At 67.3% G+C, this 16,366-nt stretch carries 13 protein-coding genes; 3 read left to right on the top strand and 10 right to left on the bottom strand.

The window, feature by feature from the left end:
- The first annotated feature begins 535 nt into the window (after positions 1-535).
- Entirely contained in the window at positions 536-979 is a 444-nt protein-coding gene (locus VFE28_11265) for a hypothetical protein (GenBank protein HZM16571.1), read from the top strand.
- A gap of 63 nt (positions 980-1,042) precedes the next feature.
- On the opposite strand, the gene VFE28_11260 is transcribed toward VFE28_11265, so the two are convergent.
- The 6 genes from VFE28_11260 to VFE28_11235 form a co-directional block, all read right to left on the bottom strand.
- On the bottom strand, positions 1,043-2,086 hold the full coding sequence (locus tag VFE28_11260) for a transaldolase family protein (protein ID HZM16570.1): 1,044 nt from the start codon (positions 2,084-2,086) through the stop codon (positions 1,043-1,045).
- 31 nt (positions 2,087-2,117) lie between these two features.
- Positions 2,118-3,017 carry a myo-inosose-2 dehydratase gene (iolE, locus tag VFE28_11255; protein HZM16569.1) on the bottom strand — a complete coding sequence of 300 codons (900 nt, stop codon included), beginning with the start codon at positions 3,015-3,017 and terminating at the stop codon, positions 2,118-2,120.
- A 40-nt stretch (positions 3,018-3,057) separates the two neighbouring features.
- On the bottom strand, positions 3,058-4,974 hold the full coding sequence (gene iolD / locus VFE28_11250) for a 3D-(3,5/4)-trihydroxycyclohexane-1,2-dione acylhydrolase (decyclizing) (GenBank protein HZM16568.1): 1,917 nt from the start codon (positions 4,972-4,974) through the stop codon (positions 3,058-3,060).
- Positions 4,958-6,145, bottom strand: a complete 1,188-nt coding sequence (locus VFE28_11245) for a 5-deoxy-glucuronate isomerase (protein HZM16567.1) — start codon at positions 6,143-6,145, stop codon at positions 4,958-4,960. The genes iolD and VFE28_11245 overlap by 17 nt, the downstream gene beginning before the upstream one ends.
- Positions 6,146-6,204: 59 nt before the next feature.
- A complete protein-coding gene (gene iolG, locus VFE28_11240; protein ID HZM16566.1) occupies positions 6,205-7,242 on the bottom strand; it encodes an inositol 2-dehydrogenase in 1,038 nt (345 codons plus the stop codon).
- Positions 7,243-7,486: 244 nt separating this feature from the next.
- Positions 7,487-8,014, bottom strand: a complete 528-nt coding sequence (locus VFE28_11235; protein HZM16565.1) for a DinB family protein — start codon at positions 8,012-8,014, stop codon at positions 7,487-7,489.
- Positions 8,015-8,157: 143 nt separating this feature from the next.
- Here VFE28_11235 and VFE28_11230 point away from each other — a divergent pair, with 143 nt between their 5' ends.
- Positions 8,158-10,095 (top strand): C1 family peptidase, encoded by a 1,938-nt coding sequence (locus VFE28_11230; protein ID HZM16564.1) that lies wholly within the window; start codon positions 8,158-8,160, stop codon positions 10,093-10,095.
- Here the strand turns inward: VFE28_11230 and VFE28_11225 are convergent.
- The gene (locus tag VFE28_11225; GenBank protein HZM16563.1) at positions 10,085-11,902 is read right to left on the bottom strand and encodes an endonuclease/exonuclease/phosphatase family protein; all 1,818 of its coding nucleotides are present in this window, start codon (positions 11,900-11,902) and stop codon (positions 10,085-10,087) included. The two genes, VFE28_11230 and VFE28_11225, sit on opposite strands and share 11 nt — an antisense overlap.
- Positions 11,903-12,049: 147 nt before the next feature.
- Positions 12,050-12,841, bottom strand: a complete 792-nt coding sequence (locus tag VFE28_11220; GenBank protein HZM16562.1) for an enoyl-CoA hydratase/isomerase family protein — start codon at positions 12,839-12,841, stop codon at positions 12,050-12,052.
- 365 nt (positions 12,842-13,206) lie between these two features.
- Here VFE28_11220 and VFE28_11215 point away from each other — a divergent pair, with 365 nt between their 5' ends.
- Positions 13,207-13,899 carry a hypothetical protein gene (locus VFE28_11215; GenBank protein ID HZM16561.1) on the top strand — a complete coding sequence of 231 codons (693 nt, stop codon included), beginning with the start codon at positions 13,207-13,209 and terminating at the stop codon, positions 13,897-13,899.
- A 63-nt stretch (positions 13,900-13,962) separates the two neighbouring features.
- On the opposite strand, the gene VFE28_11210 is transcribed toward VFE28_11215, so the two are convergent.
- Both VFE28_11210 and VFE28_11205 read right to left on the bottom strand, forming a co-directional pair.
- The gene (locus VFE28_11210) at positions 13,963-14,997 is read right to left on the bottom strand and encodes an ABC transporter ATP-binding protein (protein HZM16560.1); all 1,035 of its coding nucleotides are present in this window, start codon (positions 14,995-14,997) and stop codon (positions 13,963-13,965) included.
- On the bottom strand, positions 14,994-15,992 hold the full coding sequence (locus VFE28_11205) for a 3'-5' exonuclease (protein ID HZM16559.1): 999 nt from the start codon (positions 15,990-15,992) through the stop codon (positions 14,994-14,996). The genes VFE28_11210 and VFE28_11205 overlap by 4 nt, the downstream gene beginning before the upstream one ends.
- Positions 15,993-16,366: the final 374 nt, after the last annotated feature.

Below are 16,366 nucleotides of genomic sequence, written 5' to 3'. Positions count from 1 at the left end.
ATGCACGCGCTGCGCCTCGATCCGCGCTGGGACTCGATCCGCGAGCACCCGCGCTTCAGGGCGCTGCTCTCGAAGTACACTGAGCGTTGACGCCAACCCGTCATTCGACTCGAGGAGCGTGCTGTGAATACCGAGCCGCGTAGCGCGCTATGCCGATTCGACCCCGGGGCGCACATGCGGACATCTGGACCGGCACGACCATCGGGCCGTCCCCGATCGATCTTTTACCCTTTGAGGCTCCGTGCTAACCGTCCGTTTCGCGCGTAGTATGATTTGACCCTGACCATACCCGTGCGACGATGACCGCATCGCCGGGGGAGGGTCGCATCCATGTGGAATCGTCCGTTCTCGAAGCCCGCGTCGGGTCCGCTGGGGTCTGCGATCTGTCTCATGCTCACTTCGCTGGCCGCTGCGGTTCCAACAGTCCGCGGCCAACAAACCTGTCTGTCGAGTGTCGACACTCCGGGCTCCGCCCGAGGTGTCCCTGCCCAATGGCATCATGCTCGTCATGTCTGGTCGTACGGAAGGAGGAGACATGCAACGTTTGCTACTGACGCTGACTATCGTGGGTGCAGTCTCAACCCTCGCCTCATCAGTGGGCGCAGACTGCCTGCAGCTTTGGCTGTTGACCACGCGCGGCGAATTCGCGCTGTGCGATGACAAACGAATCGTGGGAAGCTTCGACATGCCCGACTTTGGTGGCGATCCAATTCTCCAGGTCCATGTTCATGAATTCCTCCTCTCGCCTCCCCATAGTCCCGGCCCGGCACTCTACACGCTGCCTTTGCCGGTGAATGGTGTCGTCGAGGTGAACGTGGGACCCCTGTCGGATCACGAGGAGGACATGGTGCGAGGCTATCAGAGCTACGTGGACGTACACACCGTCGCTCATCCGGAAGGAGTGTCCATCGGCGTGGTTTATGGGCCAAATGCCGTTGAGGCGATCGCGTGGAGCGGCGTCAAGGCGCTGTTCCGCTAGGGATTCTAAAGAGGCGGGCTCGCTGGCGGCGCTCCTGGGGGAAGGCTCAGCACACGACCTTGTTCAAACGAGCATGCGGCCGCGCACGAGCTCCACGAGCTTGTGATAGCCGCCGAGGAACTGGTGCAGGGTGTGGATGCTGGCCCCGTAGTGGACGAAGTCCCGGGGCTGCATGCCATCCTCCGCGTAGGCGCGCCGGAAGTCGGGGAAGTTCTCCACAAGCGCTCTCAAGGTGGGTTCCGCCAGCGGCCTCTCGAGGCTGCGTTCGGGGGTGAAGATGGAGGCGTTGAATTGCTTCCACCACTTGTAGGGCATGGTCTGGATGACGCCGTCGCCGATCAGGTCGGTCCAGTGCATGGGATAGCGGTAGGCGGCGGCGAGCAAGATGCTGCGGAAGCGGCGTTCCCGGAAGATGCCGTACGTCTTCTTGAAGATCGCGATCCCGGCCCAGTTGAGGTGACCGGGATCCACGGTCACTTCCTCCTTCTCCATGGCCCGACGAAGATGGTCGTCTATGCGCCCGATCATGAGCGTCACCGTTGGAAGTAGCGTCGTCGTGTCGCGTCCGCTTGCCTGAGCCCGAGCGACGCCGCGCTCGACGGCCTCGGCACAGGCCACGGCCTGGGCGACGCTGAAGCAGACCGTAGCGTTGATGCGGATCCCTGCCGCGGTGAGATCCTCGATGGCGGCGAGACCTGCCGCGGTCGCCGGGATCTTGACCGCCACGTTGGGGGCGATCTGCGCCAGCTCGCGGCCGTGTTCCACCATGCGCCGGGCATCGTTGAAGAGCTTCGGGTTCACCTGCATGGAGAGGAAGCCCTTGCGGCCCTGGGTGGCGTCGTACACCGGGCGCAGGATCTCCGCCGCCTCCCACCCTAGCACCGCGATCAGTTTCCAGGTGATCTCGTCCTCCGTTTGCCCCTCGTTCGCGGTAATGAGAGCGTCGAGAACGGATCCCCATCGGGCGCCGTCGCTTTGCACGACCTGGTGCACGATGACCGGGTTCGAGGTCGCCCCCACCGCTCCTTCACTCACCGCCTCGGCGAGCTCCGTCGGGTCGCAGCTGTCGTTCCAGAAATCCGTGCCCAGCAGGGCCGTGACCCGCATGTTCGAGAGCACCAAGAGCCTCACCCCCGCTTCAGACACCCGCCAGGTGCAGCACCGTCTCGCGTCCGAGCTTGGCGTTGTGGAGCGGCGACGCGCGTCGCGGATCCTGTTCCGCCTCGACGACGAGCCAACCGGCGTAGCCCGTGGCCCGCAACAACTTCAGGAGGGGCGCGAAGTCGTAGCCCCCATCGCCGGGCACGGTGAAGACGCCAGCGCGGACGGCCCAGGCGAAGCTCTGCTTCTCGGCACGCGCGCGTAGCACGACGTCGGGGCGCACGTTTTTCAGGTGCACATGACCGACCCGCAGCCGGTGTTTCACGAGGACGCGCAATGGCTCGGCGTCGGCGAAGAGGAGATGCCCCGTGTCGATGAGCAACCGGACGTGCTGCGTCATCGTCATGAGCCGGTCGATCTCGCGAGCGTCCTGGATCACCGTTCCCATGTGCTGGTGATAGACCAGGTGCAGGCCGCGCTGGTCAGCCATGCGTGCCAGCGCATCGAGACCTTTCGTCAGGCGCAGCCACTCCGCCTCGCTCAGCAAATCCTCCCGGCCGGTGAAGACGAGCGGTTGTTGCGGATCGTGATAGATGCGACGGCTGCACTCGGCGACGATGACCACCTTGCAGCCCATCCGCGCCAGGAAATCCAGGTGTGCGCCGAAGCGCTTTTCCTCCTCGGCGAAGGTGTTCTCCAGGAGATTGGTGCTGTGCCAACCCGAGACGAGCTGCAAGTCGAAGCGCCGGAGCAGCGGCGCCAGCGTGTCCGCGCTCCGCGGAAACTTGTGACCCAGCTCGCTGCCGGCATAACCGGCCGCGTGCATCTCCTCGAGACAGCGTTCCAGCGGGATGTCCCCGCCCAGATCCTCGAAGTCGTCGTTGCTCCAGATGATCGGATTCGCTCCGACCTGCACTTGCCAGCCGCTGGCTTGCATCGCCGCCCCTTTCTCTGCTGCCGCCGCCTCGCCAACGTGCTCAGTAGTAGAAGATCCGCTTCCGCCGCGCCTCTTCGTAGCGCCGGCGTTCGTCCTGCACCGAAGTCTCATCCGAGGCCTCGGCCACGGGCACGTCCCACCAGGCGAAACCGGGCAGCGGGCTCGGCTCCACCGGTACGTGGATGAGCACGCTGCGTTTCTCACTGCTCGCCGCTGCCAGGGCGGCGACGAGCTCGTCCTCGTTCTCGGCTCGAAGCCCCACGGCACCCAGGCTGCGGGCGTTCTGGGCGAAGTCGATCTCCAGCCTCTCGCCCTCGAGGCGGCCGTTCGCCTGGCTGCGGCGACGGAATTCGTTGCCGAAGCTGTTACCGCCGCAAGCTCTCTGCAGTCCGTGGATGCACTGGTAGCCCCCGTTGTCGAGCAGCACGATGGTGATCTTGAGGTCCTCCTGGAGGGCCGTCACGAGCTCGGTGTGCAGCATGAGATAGCTGCCGTCGCCGACCAAGGCGAAGACCTCGCGATCCGGCCGCGCCAGCTTCACCCCCAACGCCCCGGCGATCTCGTAGCCCATGCACGAGTAGCCGTACTCCGCGTGGTAGTCGTCGACATCGCGCGAGCGCCACAACTTGTGCAAATCCCCCGGCAGTCCGCCAGCGGCGTGCACCACCGTGGCGTGCTCGGGCACCGTTTCGTTGACGATGCGGATGACCTCGCCCTGCACGAGACTGCGGCTCGCAGCGGCTGGATGGACGAGCGCCTGCCGGCAGCGCTCCCATGCCGCGCGGGCGGTGACGATCTCGGCGGCATAGCCCGGACACACCGAATACCCCTGCAAGGCGGCACGGAGGTCCTGCAGGATCGCTCGGGCATCACCGACCAGCGGCAGCGCTCCGTGCTTGTGCGCATCGAAAGCATTGATCTGGATGGCGACGAAGCGCACGGCGGGATTCTGGAACAGGGTCTTCGACGCCGTCGTGAAGTCGCCGAGGCGGGTGCCTACGAGCAGGACGACATCGGCTTCCCGGGCGAGCGAAGCCGTTGCGGCTGTTCCGGTGACGCCGATGGCCCCGAGGCACGAGGGGTGAGCGTCGGGCAGCGCGCCCTTCCCCGCCTGGGTCACGCCGACCGGGATCGCTGTGGTCTCGACGAACTCCCGCAGCGCCACCCTGGCCTCGGCGTAATGCACGCCGCCGCCAGCCACCAAGAGGGGCCGCTTCCCCGCGCGCACCAACGCCGCCACCGCCGCGATTTCGTCGGGACTGCAGCGCGGTCGGGGCACCCGGTACACCTTTTTGGCGAAGAACCTCGCCGGGTAATCCCAGGCTTCCGCTTGCACGTCCTCGGGCAAACAGAGCGTCACCGCTCCTGTCTCCGACGGTGACGCCAGCACACGCATCGCTTCGGGCAGCGCGGCGAGCAACTGCTCGGGTCGCTGGATGCGATCCCAGTAGCGCGACACCGGCTTGAAGCAATCGTTCACGCTCGTGTCCATGCTGTGCGGGTGTTCGAGCTGCTGCAGGACGGGCGCCGGCAGCCGGTTGGCGAAGACATCACCGGGGAGGAGCAGCACGGGCAGTCGGTTCACCGTGGCGGTGGCGGCACCGGTCACCATGTTCGTCGCCCCCGGGCCGACGGAGGTGGTGCAGGCGAGCGCACCCAAGCGGTGCCGCGCTTTGGCGAAGGCCACCGCCATGTGCACCATGCCTTGCTCGTTCTTCGGCTGGATGAAGGGGAGCTCTGCTCCACCATGCTCTTCCAGGGCCTGACCGAGACCCGCGACGTTGCCGTGTCCGAAGATGCCGGCGACGCCGTGGATGAGCCGATGCTCCACGCCGTCGCGCTCGATGTACTGGGCAGTGAGGAAGCGCACGAGAGCTGCAGCCATGCTGAGGCGCACCGTCTCCTGGCTTGCACGGCCGCCATCGAGGCGGGGGTCGGACTCAGTCGTTGGGGTCATTGCCTGCCTCGTGGGCTTCGTCTGGCTCGACACCGGATGACTGCGCTTCGCCCGGCTCGACGCCGGATGACTGAGCTTCGCCTGGCTCGACAACGGACGATTGCGCTTCGCCCGGCTCGACGCCGGATGACTGAACTCTGGGTGGCTCGACCGCGAATGCATGCGCTCCGGTCGCCTCGACCGCGCGTGACGGGGCTCCGGGCGGATTGACTTGTCGGGGCCGTGCTCCGGGTGGCTCCACGCGCCGGCGCCGTTTGGTCCCGCTCGCCGCGCGCTTCTTCGGGGGCCGCGGGTTGGCGACCGGGGGGCCAAGTGGGACAGTCGCGGGCTCCCAGATGGGCGCCGCGGGATCGAGAATCCAGGTGTGCTCCGCGGCGTATTCGAAGCCCGCGTACGGGCTGTCTTCCAGGTGTCGAACGATCCAGAGGTAGTACATGGCGTATCCCGGTGCCGCGACCTGGGCGTGGTCCTGCTGCGCCGCGATGCGCAAGGTGTCGTTGTGCCGCACCTTGTAAACCCGGTTCCCCGCTTCGCCGTGCCCGTAACCATGCGGGGCGCTGAAGCGGTAGTGGTAGATCTCGGGCTGCGCATGATGGTGCGGCGGGTAGCTGGACCAGCGACCGGGGTAATTCACCACTTCGCCGAGAACCAAGCGCGACTCGGGCCGTACTTTGCGGTCGAACACCAGACGCACATTACGGAGGCAGGTGCCTTGGGCGAGCCCCAGGCCGCGATATTCGGGCACGATCTCGTGCGGCCAGAACACGCGCGCCGCGAACGCCGATGGATTCGTCACCCGGGCCACCGCCCACTCCACCCGTTCGCTCTGCGCTTGGATGGCGAGTCGTGTCTGCGGCCCCAGGTGCAGCACCGTGGGTGCGTCGTCGAAGAGGGAGCGGCGCTCCACGCTGACTTCTCGGCCATCGAGGACGACCCGGGCACTCCCCTGCATCAGCACCCAGGCGCTCTCCTTGGCATCGGTCAACTCGAGTTGGTCGTCCCGGCCGAGCACGTGGATGCCGAAATCCACGCCCTGCCCGAGCACCGGGTCCTCTTCAGCGGTGATTCCCGTGAAGCCGGGAGGGAAAGCGTCGCTGCCCCGAGTGATCAGATCGGCACGCGACTTGGGGAGGTCGCGTCCCCATTCCCAATCTGCCGCCTTCGCTCGCACCGACGACCTCCCGCTTCCAGCTCAGGCTTCAGCTTCCGCCTCGGACTCCAGCCCCCGCTTCAGGCTGCGTCCAGACCCGCCTCGGCGTCGATGTGCACCGGCCGGTCTTGAAGCAGGGACCTTCGCGCCGCCTGTGCCAGCAGGACGGCTTGCAAGCCGTCCTGTCCCGACACCGCCGCTTCCCGCCCCTGGCGCACGCAATCGACGAACTCCTGCATCTCCGCCACGTACGACTCCTGGTAGCGCTCCAGGAAAAACCGCTGCGGCCGCTCGCGGTGCTGTCCGTGCGCATCCCACTCTTCCACCCGCGTCGGTGTGCGATTGGGAACGGTGAGACAGGCGCGCGAGCCGAAGACCTCGAGCCGCTGGTCGTAGCCGTAGACAGCACGCCGCGAGTTGTCGATGGTGCAGAGCGCGCCGTGCGCAAAGCGCAGCAGGATGACCGCGGTGTCCACGTCGCCGAGGGCGGCGATGCCGGGATCGAAGGCGCTCCCGGTGGCGAACACCTCGACGACGGGCTCCTGCATGAGGAATCGCGCCATGTCGAGGTCGTGAATGCTCATGTCCAGGAAGAGGCCGCCGGAGACGCGCACGTAGTCCGCAGGCGGCGGCTCGGGGTCGCGACTGGTGATCCGAAGGAGCTGCAGCACGCCGGCGTGACCGGCGCGCAGGCGTTGCGCCAGCGCCTGGAAGTCGGGATCGAAGCGGCGATTGAAACCGACCTGGAAGCGCACGCCTGCCCGCGCCACCGCCTGGAGGGCTTCGCGGATGCGCTCGACATGGTGGTCGATGGGTTTCTCGCAGAAGATGTGCTTCCCGGCGGCAGCGGCCTCGCCGATGATGCGGGCGTGGGTGTCCGTGGAGGAGCTCACCACCACCGCATCCACATCCGGGCGCGACAGGATCTCGCGGTAGTCCGCTAGGGCGACGTCCGCCCCCGCCACCGTCGCCGCCGCCCGCGCGCAGGCGAGGCGCGGATCGGCCACGGCGACGACACGGGCGTGCGGAACGCGACGGGCCAGATTGTGTGCGTGGAGCATGCCGATGCGTCCGGCACCGATGACGCCGATGCTCAGTTCTCGGCTCTTGGCGGACATCTCCCCACCAGCGAGCGGCCAGCGGCCGGCACGGCACCACGCCGCGCGCCACCTGGCTCGGCTCGCTCGCGGATGTGCTGGAAACGTTCCAAGAAGCGACGCAAGAAGGTGAAAGACCGCGCTTCCGCTCTCACGAGGCCGACGCGAGACACGCGGCCGACCCGTCACACGAGGCTCCACCATTCGGGGAGCGCCTCAGCCGCCTGGAACCGAGAACGGGTTGGCCCGACCCACCGAGACGGCCCTACTTGCGCGTCAATACGGGGAGGTACGCCACCCAGGGCCCCGTTTCCTCGCCGTACTGCTTGGCCATGACGCGAGCGATCTGCGCCAGGTGGTTGAGGTCGTGCACCACCCAGGTGGACAGCAGCTCGGCGAGAGTGACCACGCCGAGCGACGGATGCCGGCCGCGCAAGGCGAGCTGCTCCGCGGTCAGCCTCCAGCCCGCCAGAGTCGCCAGGCTCTCCGAGCGCCGGGCCGCGAAGCGGGAGAGCAAGGCTTCCATGGTCCAGTCGCGGAAGCGGCTGAACTGCGCCTGCCGGTCGAAGGGCTCGAAGGTGCGCGCCTCCCCATGCTCCAGGATCATCCGAGCGCGCGGGATCCAATCTGTTTCCTCGCCGTGCAGGAGATGTCCCACGATGTCACGGGCACACCAAGTGTCCGGCCCTTCCGTCGTCGTGGTCCAATTCGGGGAGAGGCCCTGGAGGAGAGTCGCTAGCGTGCCAGGCGTACGGCTCAGGATCTCGACCGCCGTCTGCACCGTGAATTCCATGGGGTCCTCCTCGCTTCGTTCTACGGCCGCCGGGCGCATGCGGTTGCATCTCGCGCCAGGCACTGGACGCGCAGGGCAAGCGCCATCACACTGCTGGCCGACCTATGCCGCGACCGGCACGACGCCCACGCCGGAGGTACGACATGGCAGCGCGTTCGAAAAAGACCCGGCTCGTTCTCCGCCCCGTCGTCCCGGACAAGGTCGATCTGCGCGACCGTCCTTACCGCCCGGCGATCGCGGCGGCGCCGCCGCTCCACTTCGACGCCACGCGCCAAGAGGCTCTCCCCGTTCTCGATCAGGGCGACACCTCGGCGTGCACCGGTTTCGCCCTGTCCAACGTGGTGAATTATCTCCTGCGCCGGAACGGCCGCGAACGCAACGCCTCCGTTTCGCCCTTCATGCTTTTCTCCATGGCGCGCCGTTACGACGAGTTCCCCGGCGCCGGCCCCGAAGTGGGCTCGAGCTTGCGCGGGGCGATGAAAGGTTGGTACCGGCACGGGGCGTGCGCGCAGGCGCTGTGGCCGGAGCAAGAAATGCCCGAACCGCATCCAGAACCAACCAAGGATTGGTGGCAGGACGCGGCACAGCGTCCTCTCGGCGCCTACTACCGCGTCGATGCGCGCTCGGTGACGGACATGCATGCGGCCTTGCACGAGGTGGGCGTGCTGTATGCGAGCGTCCTCTGTCACTCCGGCTGGGACGAGGGCTACGATCTGCCTCCAGCCCGGCGGCGAGGCTGGGTCATCCCGCAGCGAGCGCTCGTGGCCAGCGACGGCGGCCACGCCTTCGCCATCACCGGCTGGGACAGCCGCGGCTTCCGCATCCTCAACTCCTGGGGCAAGAGCTGGGGTGAGGGCGGCGCCGCCATCCTTTCGTACCAGGACTGGCTCGAGAACGCCATGGACTGCTGGGTGGCGCAGCTCGGCGTCGTCACCGATCAGCATCAAGCGGTGTCGGCGAGCGCCTCGCTCCGCACCGACGACCGTGGCAGGGTGACGCTGGCGACCGAACCCCTACTGCGCCAGCGCGAGATCTCGCCCTTCATCGTGAACATGCAGAACAACGGCGACCTGAGCGGTAGCGGTAGGTTCCGCACCTCCCGGAACGATCTGCAGTCGTTGCTCGAGATCCACCTCGACCGCGCCCGCAGCCGCTGGCGCCTCGGCAAGAACGCCCCTTTGGACGTCGCGATCTTCGCGCACGGCGGCCTCACCAGCGAGGAAGCGGCGGCCGGCACGGCGGCGCGTTGGGTGCCTGCACTCTACGACGCCCAGATCTTCCCGATCTTTCTCATGTGGGAGACCGACTTCCTCTCCACCTTGAAGAACCGCCTTTCTGACATCCTCGCCAGCGAGACGCCGGCCACTGCCGGCGTCCGCGACACCCTGTCGCGCTGGTGGAACCGGCGGCTCGAGCGCGCTTTTGCCGCACCCGGTACCTTCTTGTGGAAAGAGATGAAGCAGAATGCCGACGCCATCGGGAGGCGCGATACGAGCGGCGCCAGGCAGCTCTTCGACATCGGCTCGACGGTCCCCGGCTTCGCCCCGGCACGGGTGCGTCTGCATCTCATCGGCCACTCCGCTGGCGCCATCCTCCACTGCCATCTGCTCGACGCGCTCGCCCGTCTCGGTTGGAAGTTCGCTTCCGTCCACTTCATGGCACCCGCGGTGCGGACGGACGTTTTCGCCTCCACCTTGCTTCCTCACCTGCGCTCCCGGAAGGTGGGGCGCCTGCATCAGTTCCATCTCACCGCCGGTGCCGAGGAGAGGGATCCCACCTGCCGGCCGCTGCTCGGCTACGGCCGTTCGCTCCTTTGGCTGGTGTCGGAGTCCTTCGAAGGCGGCCGACCGGCCGAGATCCTCGGGATGGAGAACTATTTCGACGCTTTCTGGGGCCAGCGCAGTCTCGCCGATCTCCGCCGTCATGCTAGTGCCTGGGTGGCGCCTTCGAAGGTTACGGAGAGCACGACCCACGGCGGCTTCGACGACGACACGGCGACGCAGCGAGCCATCGTGGCCCTGATCAAGGGCCAAGATCCCGCCCGCTTGGTTGCATCCCGTGCCAAGCCGATCAACGGATGAGAAGGAGCTTCTTCGTTGCCGCCTGGTGCGCCGCTTCGGCACGCAGCGGGGAAGCGATGGCGCGGACGAAGTAGGCGCCGCTCGGCGCCCGTGGGCCCGCAGCCCGGCTACCGTCCCAGACGAAGCGATGGGATCCCGCCGGCAGCACGCCGGCGTCGTCGTCGCGCAGAGTCGTCACTAGAGTGCCGCGAACGTCGAACACCTCGAGGCGCAGTCGCGCCGGTTCTGCCAGCGCCACGGCGAAGCGCACCGCGCCTCGGCCAGAGCCGGCCGCCGCAGTGATCTGCAGCCCACCTTCGCCGCCCGCCACGTCGTCCACATCGCTCGTCCGCAGTGGGCGGAAGTCTGCCACATGCGGCAGATGATCCGAGACGGTGGTCACATCGTTCGCCTGCAACCCGTAGAGCGAAAGCTGCGCCGCCGACATCTCCGGCGTGTAGAGGCTGAAGTGGCGTTCGAGATGCATGCCGCTGTCGGTATAGATGATGAAGTCGAGACGGCCGGGGGCGAAGGCGGAAGTGTCGCTCCGCCAGGTGTAGGCGAAGCGTCTCTCGGTCTGGCTGGAAACCACCTCGCCGAACGCCGTCCCATCCCAGTCCGGGGCGAAGTCGGGCCCGTAAGTCGCATTGTCCGCGATGTCGCCGGTGAGCAGCGTGACCAGCTGCTGCGCAAACCCCACCAAATTCATGTCCCCGGCGAGCATGAAGAGCGTGCCGCTCGGCACGGTCACCGTGCCCCCCGCGGTCATGGCGTCGCGGAAGAACCGCATGATGTTGTCGGCCTCGGCCTGACGGCCCGCGTTGTTGGTGCAGCAGGGCAAGTGCGCATCGACGAGCAGGATGTCGTGGCCGAGGGCAGCATCGGCATCCAGGAGGACGGCCAGGTTCAGGTCGATGGCCCATTGCGAGACGATCGGGAAGCGGCTCACGACGATGCAGTCGTTGACTTCCGCGGCGTACCAGGCTTCACCCGCACCCGAGGGAAGGAAGCTCTCGAGAAGCGCCGCCGTCTGCGCTGGCGTGGCGTTGTAGATCTCCTGGAAGCAGACGATGTCCGGGTCGAGGGCGGAGAACACCCGATCGGCGCTCGGCGTCACCCCGGGATTGAAGCCACCCGGGGCCTCCAGGTCCCGGGCGTTCCAGGTCACGATGCGCACGTCGGTGGGAGTGACCCGAGCGAACGAGGTCGGCGCCGGCGGTGAGACCGGTGTAGCGTCGAAGCTGTAGGTGAGCGTGGTGCCGATGTTCGGAGCATAGTCGCCGTTCGTCCCCACATCGTGGACCAACACACGCATCGAGTTGCCCGTGAAGAGCAGGTTGACGCCGTCGGGCCGGACGTTGCGCCCGATGGCGATTTCGAACTCCGGCGAGGTCACCGACGGCAGCTCGCGGAGACGGATGTCGTCCTGGAAGATCTGTACGCTCGAACCGAGGCGGTAGAAACGGCCCGTGCGAGCGCCGAACTGCCAGAGCAGCTCGGCGCCGATACCGCCGACGGCGAGGCCCGTTCCGGCGTTCATGTCCGTGTCCAGGTAGAGCTCCAGGTTGTTGGCCTCCTGCAGGCCGACCGGGACGGTCAATTCGAAGCGGACGAACAAATACTCGCCGTCGTTGGCCAGGTCCAGGGCGCGGAAGTCGATGCCTGAGGTGCCGCTGTCCGCCGCCGGATCCAGGTGCTCCACCGCTCCGGTCCAGTCGGTGAAGAAACCGTCGAGGAAAATGGCGGCGGATTCGCCGCCGGCGCGGAGCGGAAGCGCGAGAAGCAAGACGCCGGCAAGGACGATCGCAACAGGGGGCCGGTGGCGCATGGTTCCTCCGCTGTACTCGTGCTGTCGGTCGGGCGACGCCTCTGAGGGAACACTTGATGATATCGCCCGCTGGACGGTTTTTCCAGCGTGGCCGGTTCTGCCGGTTGTGGCCAGTTCTGCCAGTCGGCGGACCGTTCTGCCAGTCCGTCAGCGATTCTTCCACTGCGGCGGGCGCTTCTCCATGAAGGCGCGGAGACCCTCGAGCGGATCCTCGTGCCGCATCAGCTCCCCGAGATACATGCGCTCCAGCGCCTCCAGATCGGAGAGAAGCCGAGCCCGCAGGGGCTCGCGCACCGCCCGGGTGGTGAAGTGCAGCGCTGTCGCGCTCCGCGGCAGGAGATGGCGGACGATCCATTGCTGCGCTGCTTCGTCCGGTTCCTCGCTCAGATGATCCACGAGGCCCATCTCCAGGGCTTCCTCGCCGTCGATGACGCGCCCCGTGAGGCAGAGATCCTCGGCGAGAGCCCGCCCGAGGCGTTCACGCAGGATGAGCGCCGCGAGAGGCGGGAAGACTCCGAGGCCCACTTCCGGAACGCCGAGCTCAGCGTCGGGGGCCGCGAACACCCAGTTGCAGAAGGCGGCGAGCTCGAGACCGCCGCCGAGGCAGCGGCCGCGAACGATCGCCAGCGTCGGCCGCGCCACGCTCAAGAGATCGTGGAAGAGGCGGTGGAACGCCGGCAGCAGCTTTTCCACCAGGCCTGGCAGGTGTTCGTCGATGCTCGCACCATACGAGAAGTGGCCGCCTGTGCCGGAGAAGACGATCGCCTTCACCTCGGCCTGTCGCGCCGGGCCGGCCAACACCGCACGGAGGCTCTCGATCATCTGTAGATCGAGCACGTTGCCGGGAGGCGCATCCAGCACCACCTGCAACACTTGTCCTTCGTGTTCGGGGGTGACGCGCACCTTCGGAGTCGTCGGCCCCTCTCGCACTCGTGCCATGGTCCTGCCTCCGCGGCGCTTCCGGCCTCTCTCCTTCGACCCTCTCGATCGGCCCCTCGACCTCGGCTTCTCTCTCGGTCTCTCCACTCGGTCTGTCTGCCTCCGTCTCCCTCCCGGAGTGTGGCGCCGCGACTCGTGCCTGGCAACTCCCGTTCTGCTCCTCCCTGGTCCGCCTTGGCCCGTGTGGACACTGCGGTTGGCGGTGTTCTCGGAACTCGGACATCGGCGGGGCACCCGCCACCCGAGACGGATCCGCGCTCTTGCTCACGGGAGCATCGGATGCGAAGATGCCCGGCGCCTTGGCCCTTGGCGGCACCCTGCCTTGTCGAGGATCGTGGCACCAGGCTGACGCAGCGGGGTTCGACATGGGACGCGCGACACAGCTCGAGACGAGAGGCGCTGCCGGTACGACGCGGCGGACGAAGCGACGGCGAGGACTCTGGGCCGCCCTCGCCATGCTCTGGCTCGCTGCCCCGGCCCTGGCGTTGCCCGGTGGGCAGAGGCTCACGATCGCGGGCGGCGGCAGCTTCCCGGTGCAACCCAGCGTCATGAGCGACGTGTGGAACACGGGATTCATCGTGAGCGGTTCCCTGCTTTGGAAGGCCGCTCCGGTGCTCGCGTTGGGTGTGGAGGTGAGCTACCTCCGGCACCCCCTCGACACGGCGGCTTTCGAGGCATCCATCCGTGATCAGTACCCGAACGTGAGCACGGACGGGCACGACTTCTGGGTGGTGCCGGCCTCCGCCATCATCGAGCTCGACCTCATGCAGTGGGGCGTGGTGAAACCGTACATTCGGGCAGGCTTCGGCGTCTACAAGTTGGGCACGACGGATTTCGCCGCCAGCGGACCTGGCGCGGATGCCCTGGAAGAGCAGGTTGCCGACGCCGAGCTCACCCAGCGCCTCGACGACACCGTCTTCGGCACCTTGATCGGCCTGGGCCTGCGCACCCCGATCACCCCGGCGATCGGCCTCACCCTCGACGCCACCTATCACGTGGTCAACACGGCCGGGGAATCCACCCACTTCGTCCCCGTCCGACTCGGCCTGCAATTCTGAAGAGCTCGGCTCGACACACCGCCACCAGCAAGGCCTGACCACCTAGAGGATGAAGAGCTCGCCTCAGCGCACCGCCGCCGGCACGATCCGTCCACGCAGATGGGGCGGATCCGCTTCCTCCATCAAATGACAGGCCACGGTGTGGCCGCCCTCCCATTCCCGCAGCATCGGCTCTTCGGTGGCGCAGCGCTCGAAGGCCCAAGCACAGCGGGTGCGGAAGCGGCAGCCGGAAGGCGGATGAACCGGGCTCGGCACCTCGCCAGGGAGGACGATGTGCTGGCGCGCGCGCTGGCGCTCCGGCTCCGGGACCGGCACCGCCGCGATGAGCGCCTGCGTGTAAGGGTGGAGCGGGCGCTCGATGAGTCGCTCAGCCTCCGCCACCTCCACCAACTTGCCCAAATACATGACGGCGATGCGCGTACTGATGTAGCGCACCACGGCGAGATCATGGGCGATGAAGAGATAGGTGAGGCCCAGCTTCTGCTGCAGGTCCTGAAGCAGGTTGAGGATCTGCGCTTGGATGGAGACGTCCAGCGCCGAGATGGGTTCGTCGGCGACGATGAACTCCGGGTGGAGGGCGATGGCGCGGGCGATGCCGACACGCTGGCGCTGGCCGCCGGAGAACTCGTGCGGATAGCGCCGCAGGTGCTGCGGATCGAGTCCCACGAGCTCGAGGAGCTCGCGCACGCGCTCCCGCAGCTCTCGCCCGCGTGCCACATGGTGCACCTGCAAAGGCTCGGCGACGATGGAGCCTATGGTCATGCGTGGATCGAGGGACGAGTAGGGATTCTGGAAAACGATCTGCATGTGGCGTCGCATGCGGCGGAGTTCGGCGGCGCGTAGCTGCGTCAGCTCCTTGCCGGCGAAGACGACACTGCCCGCCGTGGGGCGGACGAGCTGCAGAATGGCGCGACCCGTGGTGGACTTGCCGCAGCCGGATTCGCCGACGAGACCGAGTGTTTCCCCGCGCTGGATGTCGAGATCGACGCCGTCGACGGCGCGCACGAAGTCCTTGGGCCGCTGCGACAGCGACAGCATGCCGCGGCGTACCGGGAAACGCACCTCGAGGCCGCGCACCGACAGCAAGGCTTCGTTCACGATGGCTTCGCCTCGCCTCCCCTGGCGTCCGCGGGTGGCGGCTTCTCGGCGTTGGGTGACGGCTGCTCGGCGTCGGGTGGCGGCTTCTCGGCGGGAATTGGCGGCTTCGCGGGTGGCGAAGCGGGGAACGGCAGCCGCGCCTGCGCCGGGTCACGGGGCGCTACGGCTTCCGGCGGCGCATGCGACGGCCGCGACGGGAACGTGCCTTGCAGCGCCTGCGCGGCGATGCGCTTCAGATCGGCCGAGAAGTCGCCCTCCATGATCCACTCCAGGTATTCCGGATCGGCGATGCGGACAGCGCGAAGCAGCTCCCCCCGGTGCCTGCCGAAGGCGAACATCGCTTCACCGCCTTGCCACACGAGGCGGCGGTCGATGTCCACGCCGTCGACAGGGTTGCAGGCCCGGTGCAGGCCGTCCATGGAATGCGGCAGATCAGGGTAGCGTCGCAACTGACCCAGGAGCACGCGATAAGTGGCCTCCGCATCAGCAGTGGCGGAATGCGCCCCCGTGAAGCCGGTGCCGCAGTAGAAGCGATGCGCCGCCGACAGATCCCTCGGCTCCTTCTGATGGAAGATGCTCTTGGCGTCGATGAGACGCCTGCCGGAGACGAGGAACTCGACGCCGGCCCGTTCGAACTCGTTGCGCAACAGCGGCAGGTCGAAGGCCAGGAGGCCGAACCCCGCCAGGTCGCAGCCCTCCAAGAACTCGACGAGACTCGCAGCGATCTGCCCGAAGCTGGGAGCACCTAGCAGATCCTCGTTGCGGATCCCGTGCACGGCCGTCGCCTCGGGCGGGATGGGAATGCCCGGGTCGACGCGCCGGGTGCGCTCTTCGTGGCGACCCTCCGGGTGGACCTTGACCACACCGATCTCGATGATGCGGTCCTTGGCGACTTGCGTCCCCGTCGTCTCCAGGTCCAGCACCGCCAAGGGCCGGTCCAGGGGGACGATGTCGCGGGCCCAGTCGGGCAGCCTCGCCTCTTCCGGTCGCTCCATCGCTTCCTCGCTCCGATCCTACCGTCGTCCCGACCTCATCATAATAATGAACAGGCACGGGCACGCAACATGGGATGCATGGCAAGAGCCGGGCCGGGGTGCAGAAAGCAGCGGTGCGGGGCCGGCGCGTTGTAAACTCTCCCGCGGGACTCCGCGGTGAGGGCTCTTCGGGCCGGTTCGAAGCTCGCCGGAACGACGACCCAGGGCCCGTTTGGCGACTTGGACCTGGACCTCGTAGGTGTGCAGCGATCGGAGGAAGCATGGTCGACTCCTCGGAAAGGAACCGGTCCCCGGAAGCAGAGTACTTCTACAAGAAGGAACAAGAGCTCATCGCGAAGCTACGTCAGAAAGCCGAGGCCGAGGCACGGAAGAAA

The sequence above is a fragment of the Candidatus Krumholzibacteriia bacterium genome (assembly GCA_035649275.1).
In the GTDB taxonomy this organism is placed as follows: Bacteria; Krumholzibacteriota; Krumholzibacteriia.
This window is presented reverse-complemented; position numbering and strand designations above follow the sequence as displayed.

What these genes read in the sequence shown, in the direction of transcription:
- VFE28_11260 (HZM16570.1), bottom strand. Translation starts at nt 2,086, where the DNA reads ATGCGGGTCACGGCCCTGCTGGGCACGGATTTCTGGAACGACAGCTGC.
- iolD (HZM16568.1), bottom strand. Translation starts at nt 4,974, where the DNA reads ATGACCCCAACGACTGAGTCCGACCCCCGCCTCGATGGCGGCCGTGCA.
- VFE28_11215 (HZM16561.1), top strand. Translation starts at nt 13,207, where the DNA reads ATGGGACGCGCGACACAGCTCGAGACGAGAGGCGCTGCCGGTACGACG.
- VFE28_11220 (HZM16562.1), bottom strand. Translation starts at nt 12,841, where the DNA reads ATGGCACGAGTGCGAGAGGGGCCGACGACTCCGAAGGTGCGCGTCACC.
- VFE28_11235 (HZM16565.1), bottom strand. Translation starts at nt 8,014, where the DNA reads ATGGAATTCACGGTGCAGACGGCGGTCGAGATCCTGAGCCGTACGCCT.
- VFE28_11205 (HZM16559.1), bottom strand. Translation starts at nt 15,992, where the DNA reads ATGGAGCGACCGGAAGAGGCGAGGCTGCCCGACTGGGCCCGCGACATC.
- VFE28_11265 (HZM16571.1), top strand. Translation starts at nt 536, where the DNA reads ATGCAACGTTTGCTACTGACGCTGACTATCGTGGGTGCAGTCTCAACC.
- VFE28_11225 (HZM16563.1), bottom strand. Translation starts at nt 11,902, where the DNA reads ATGCGCCACCGGCCCCCTGTTGCGATCGTCCTTGCCGGCGTCTTGCTT.
- VFE28_11230 (HZM16564.1), top strand. Translation starts at nt 8,158, where the DNA reads ATGGCAGCGCGTTCGAAAAAGACCCGGCTCGTTCTCCGCCCCGTCGTC.
- iolG (HZM16566.1), bottom strand. Translation starts at nt 7,242, where the DNA reads ATGTCCGCCAAGAGCCGAGAACTGAGCATCGGCGTCATCGGTGCCGGA.
- iolE (HZM16569.1), bottom strand. Translation starts at nt 3,017, where the DNA reads ATGCAAGCCAGCGGCTGGCAAGTGCAGGTCGGAGCGAATCCGATCATC.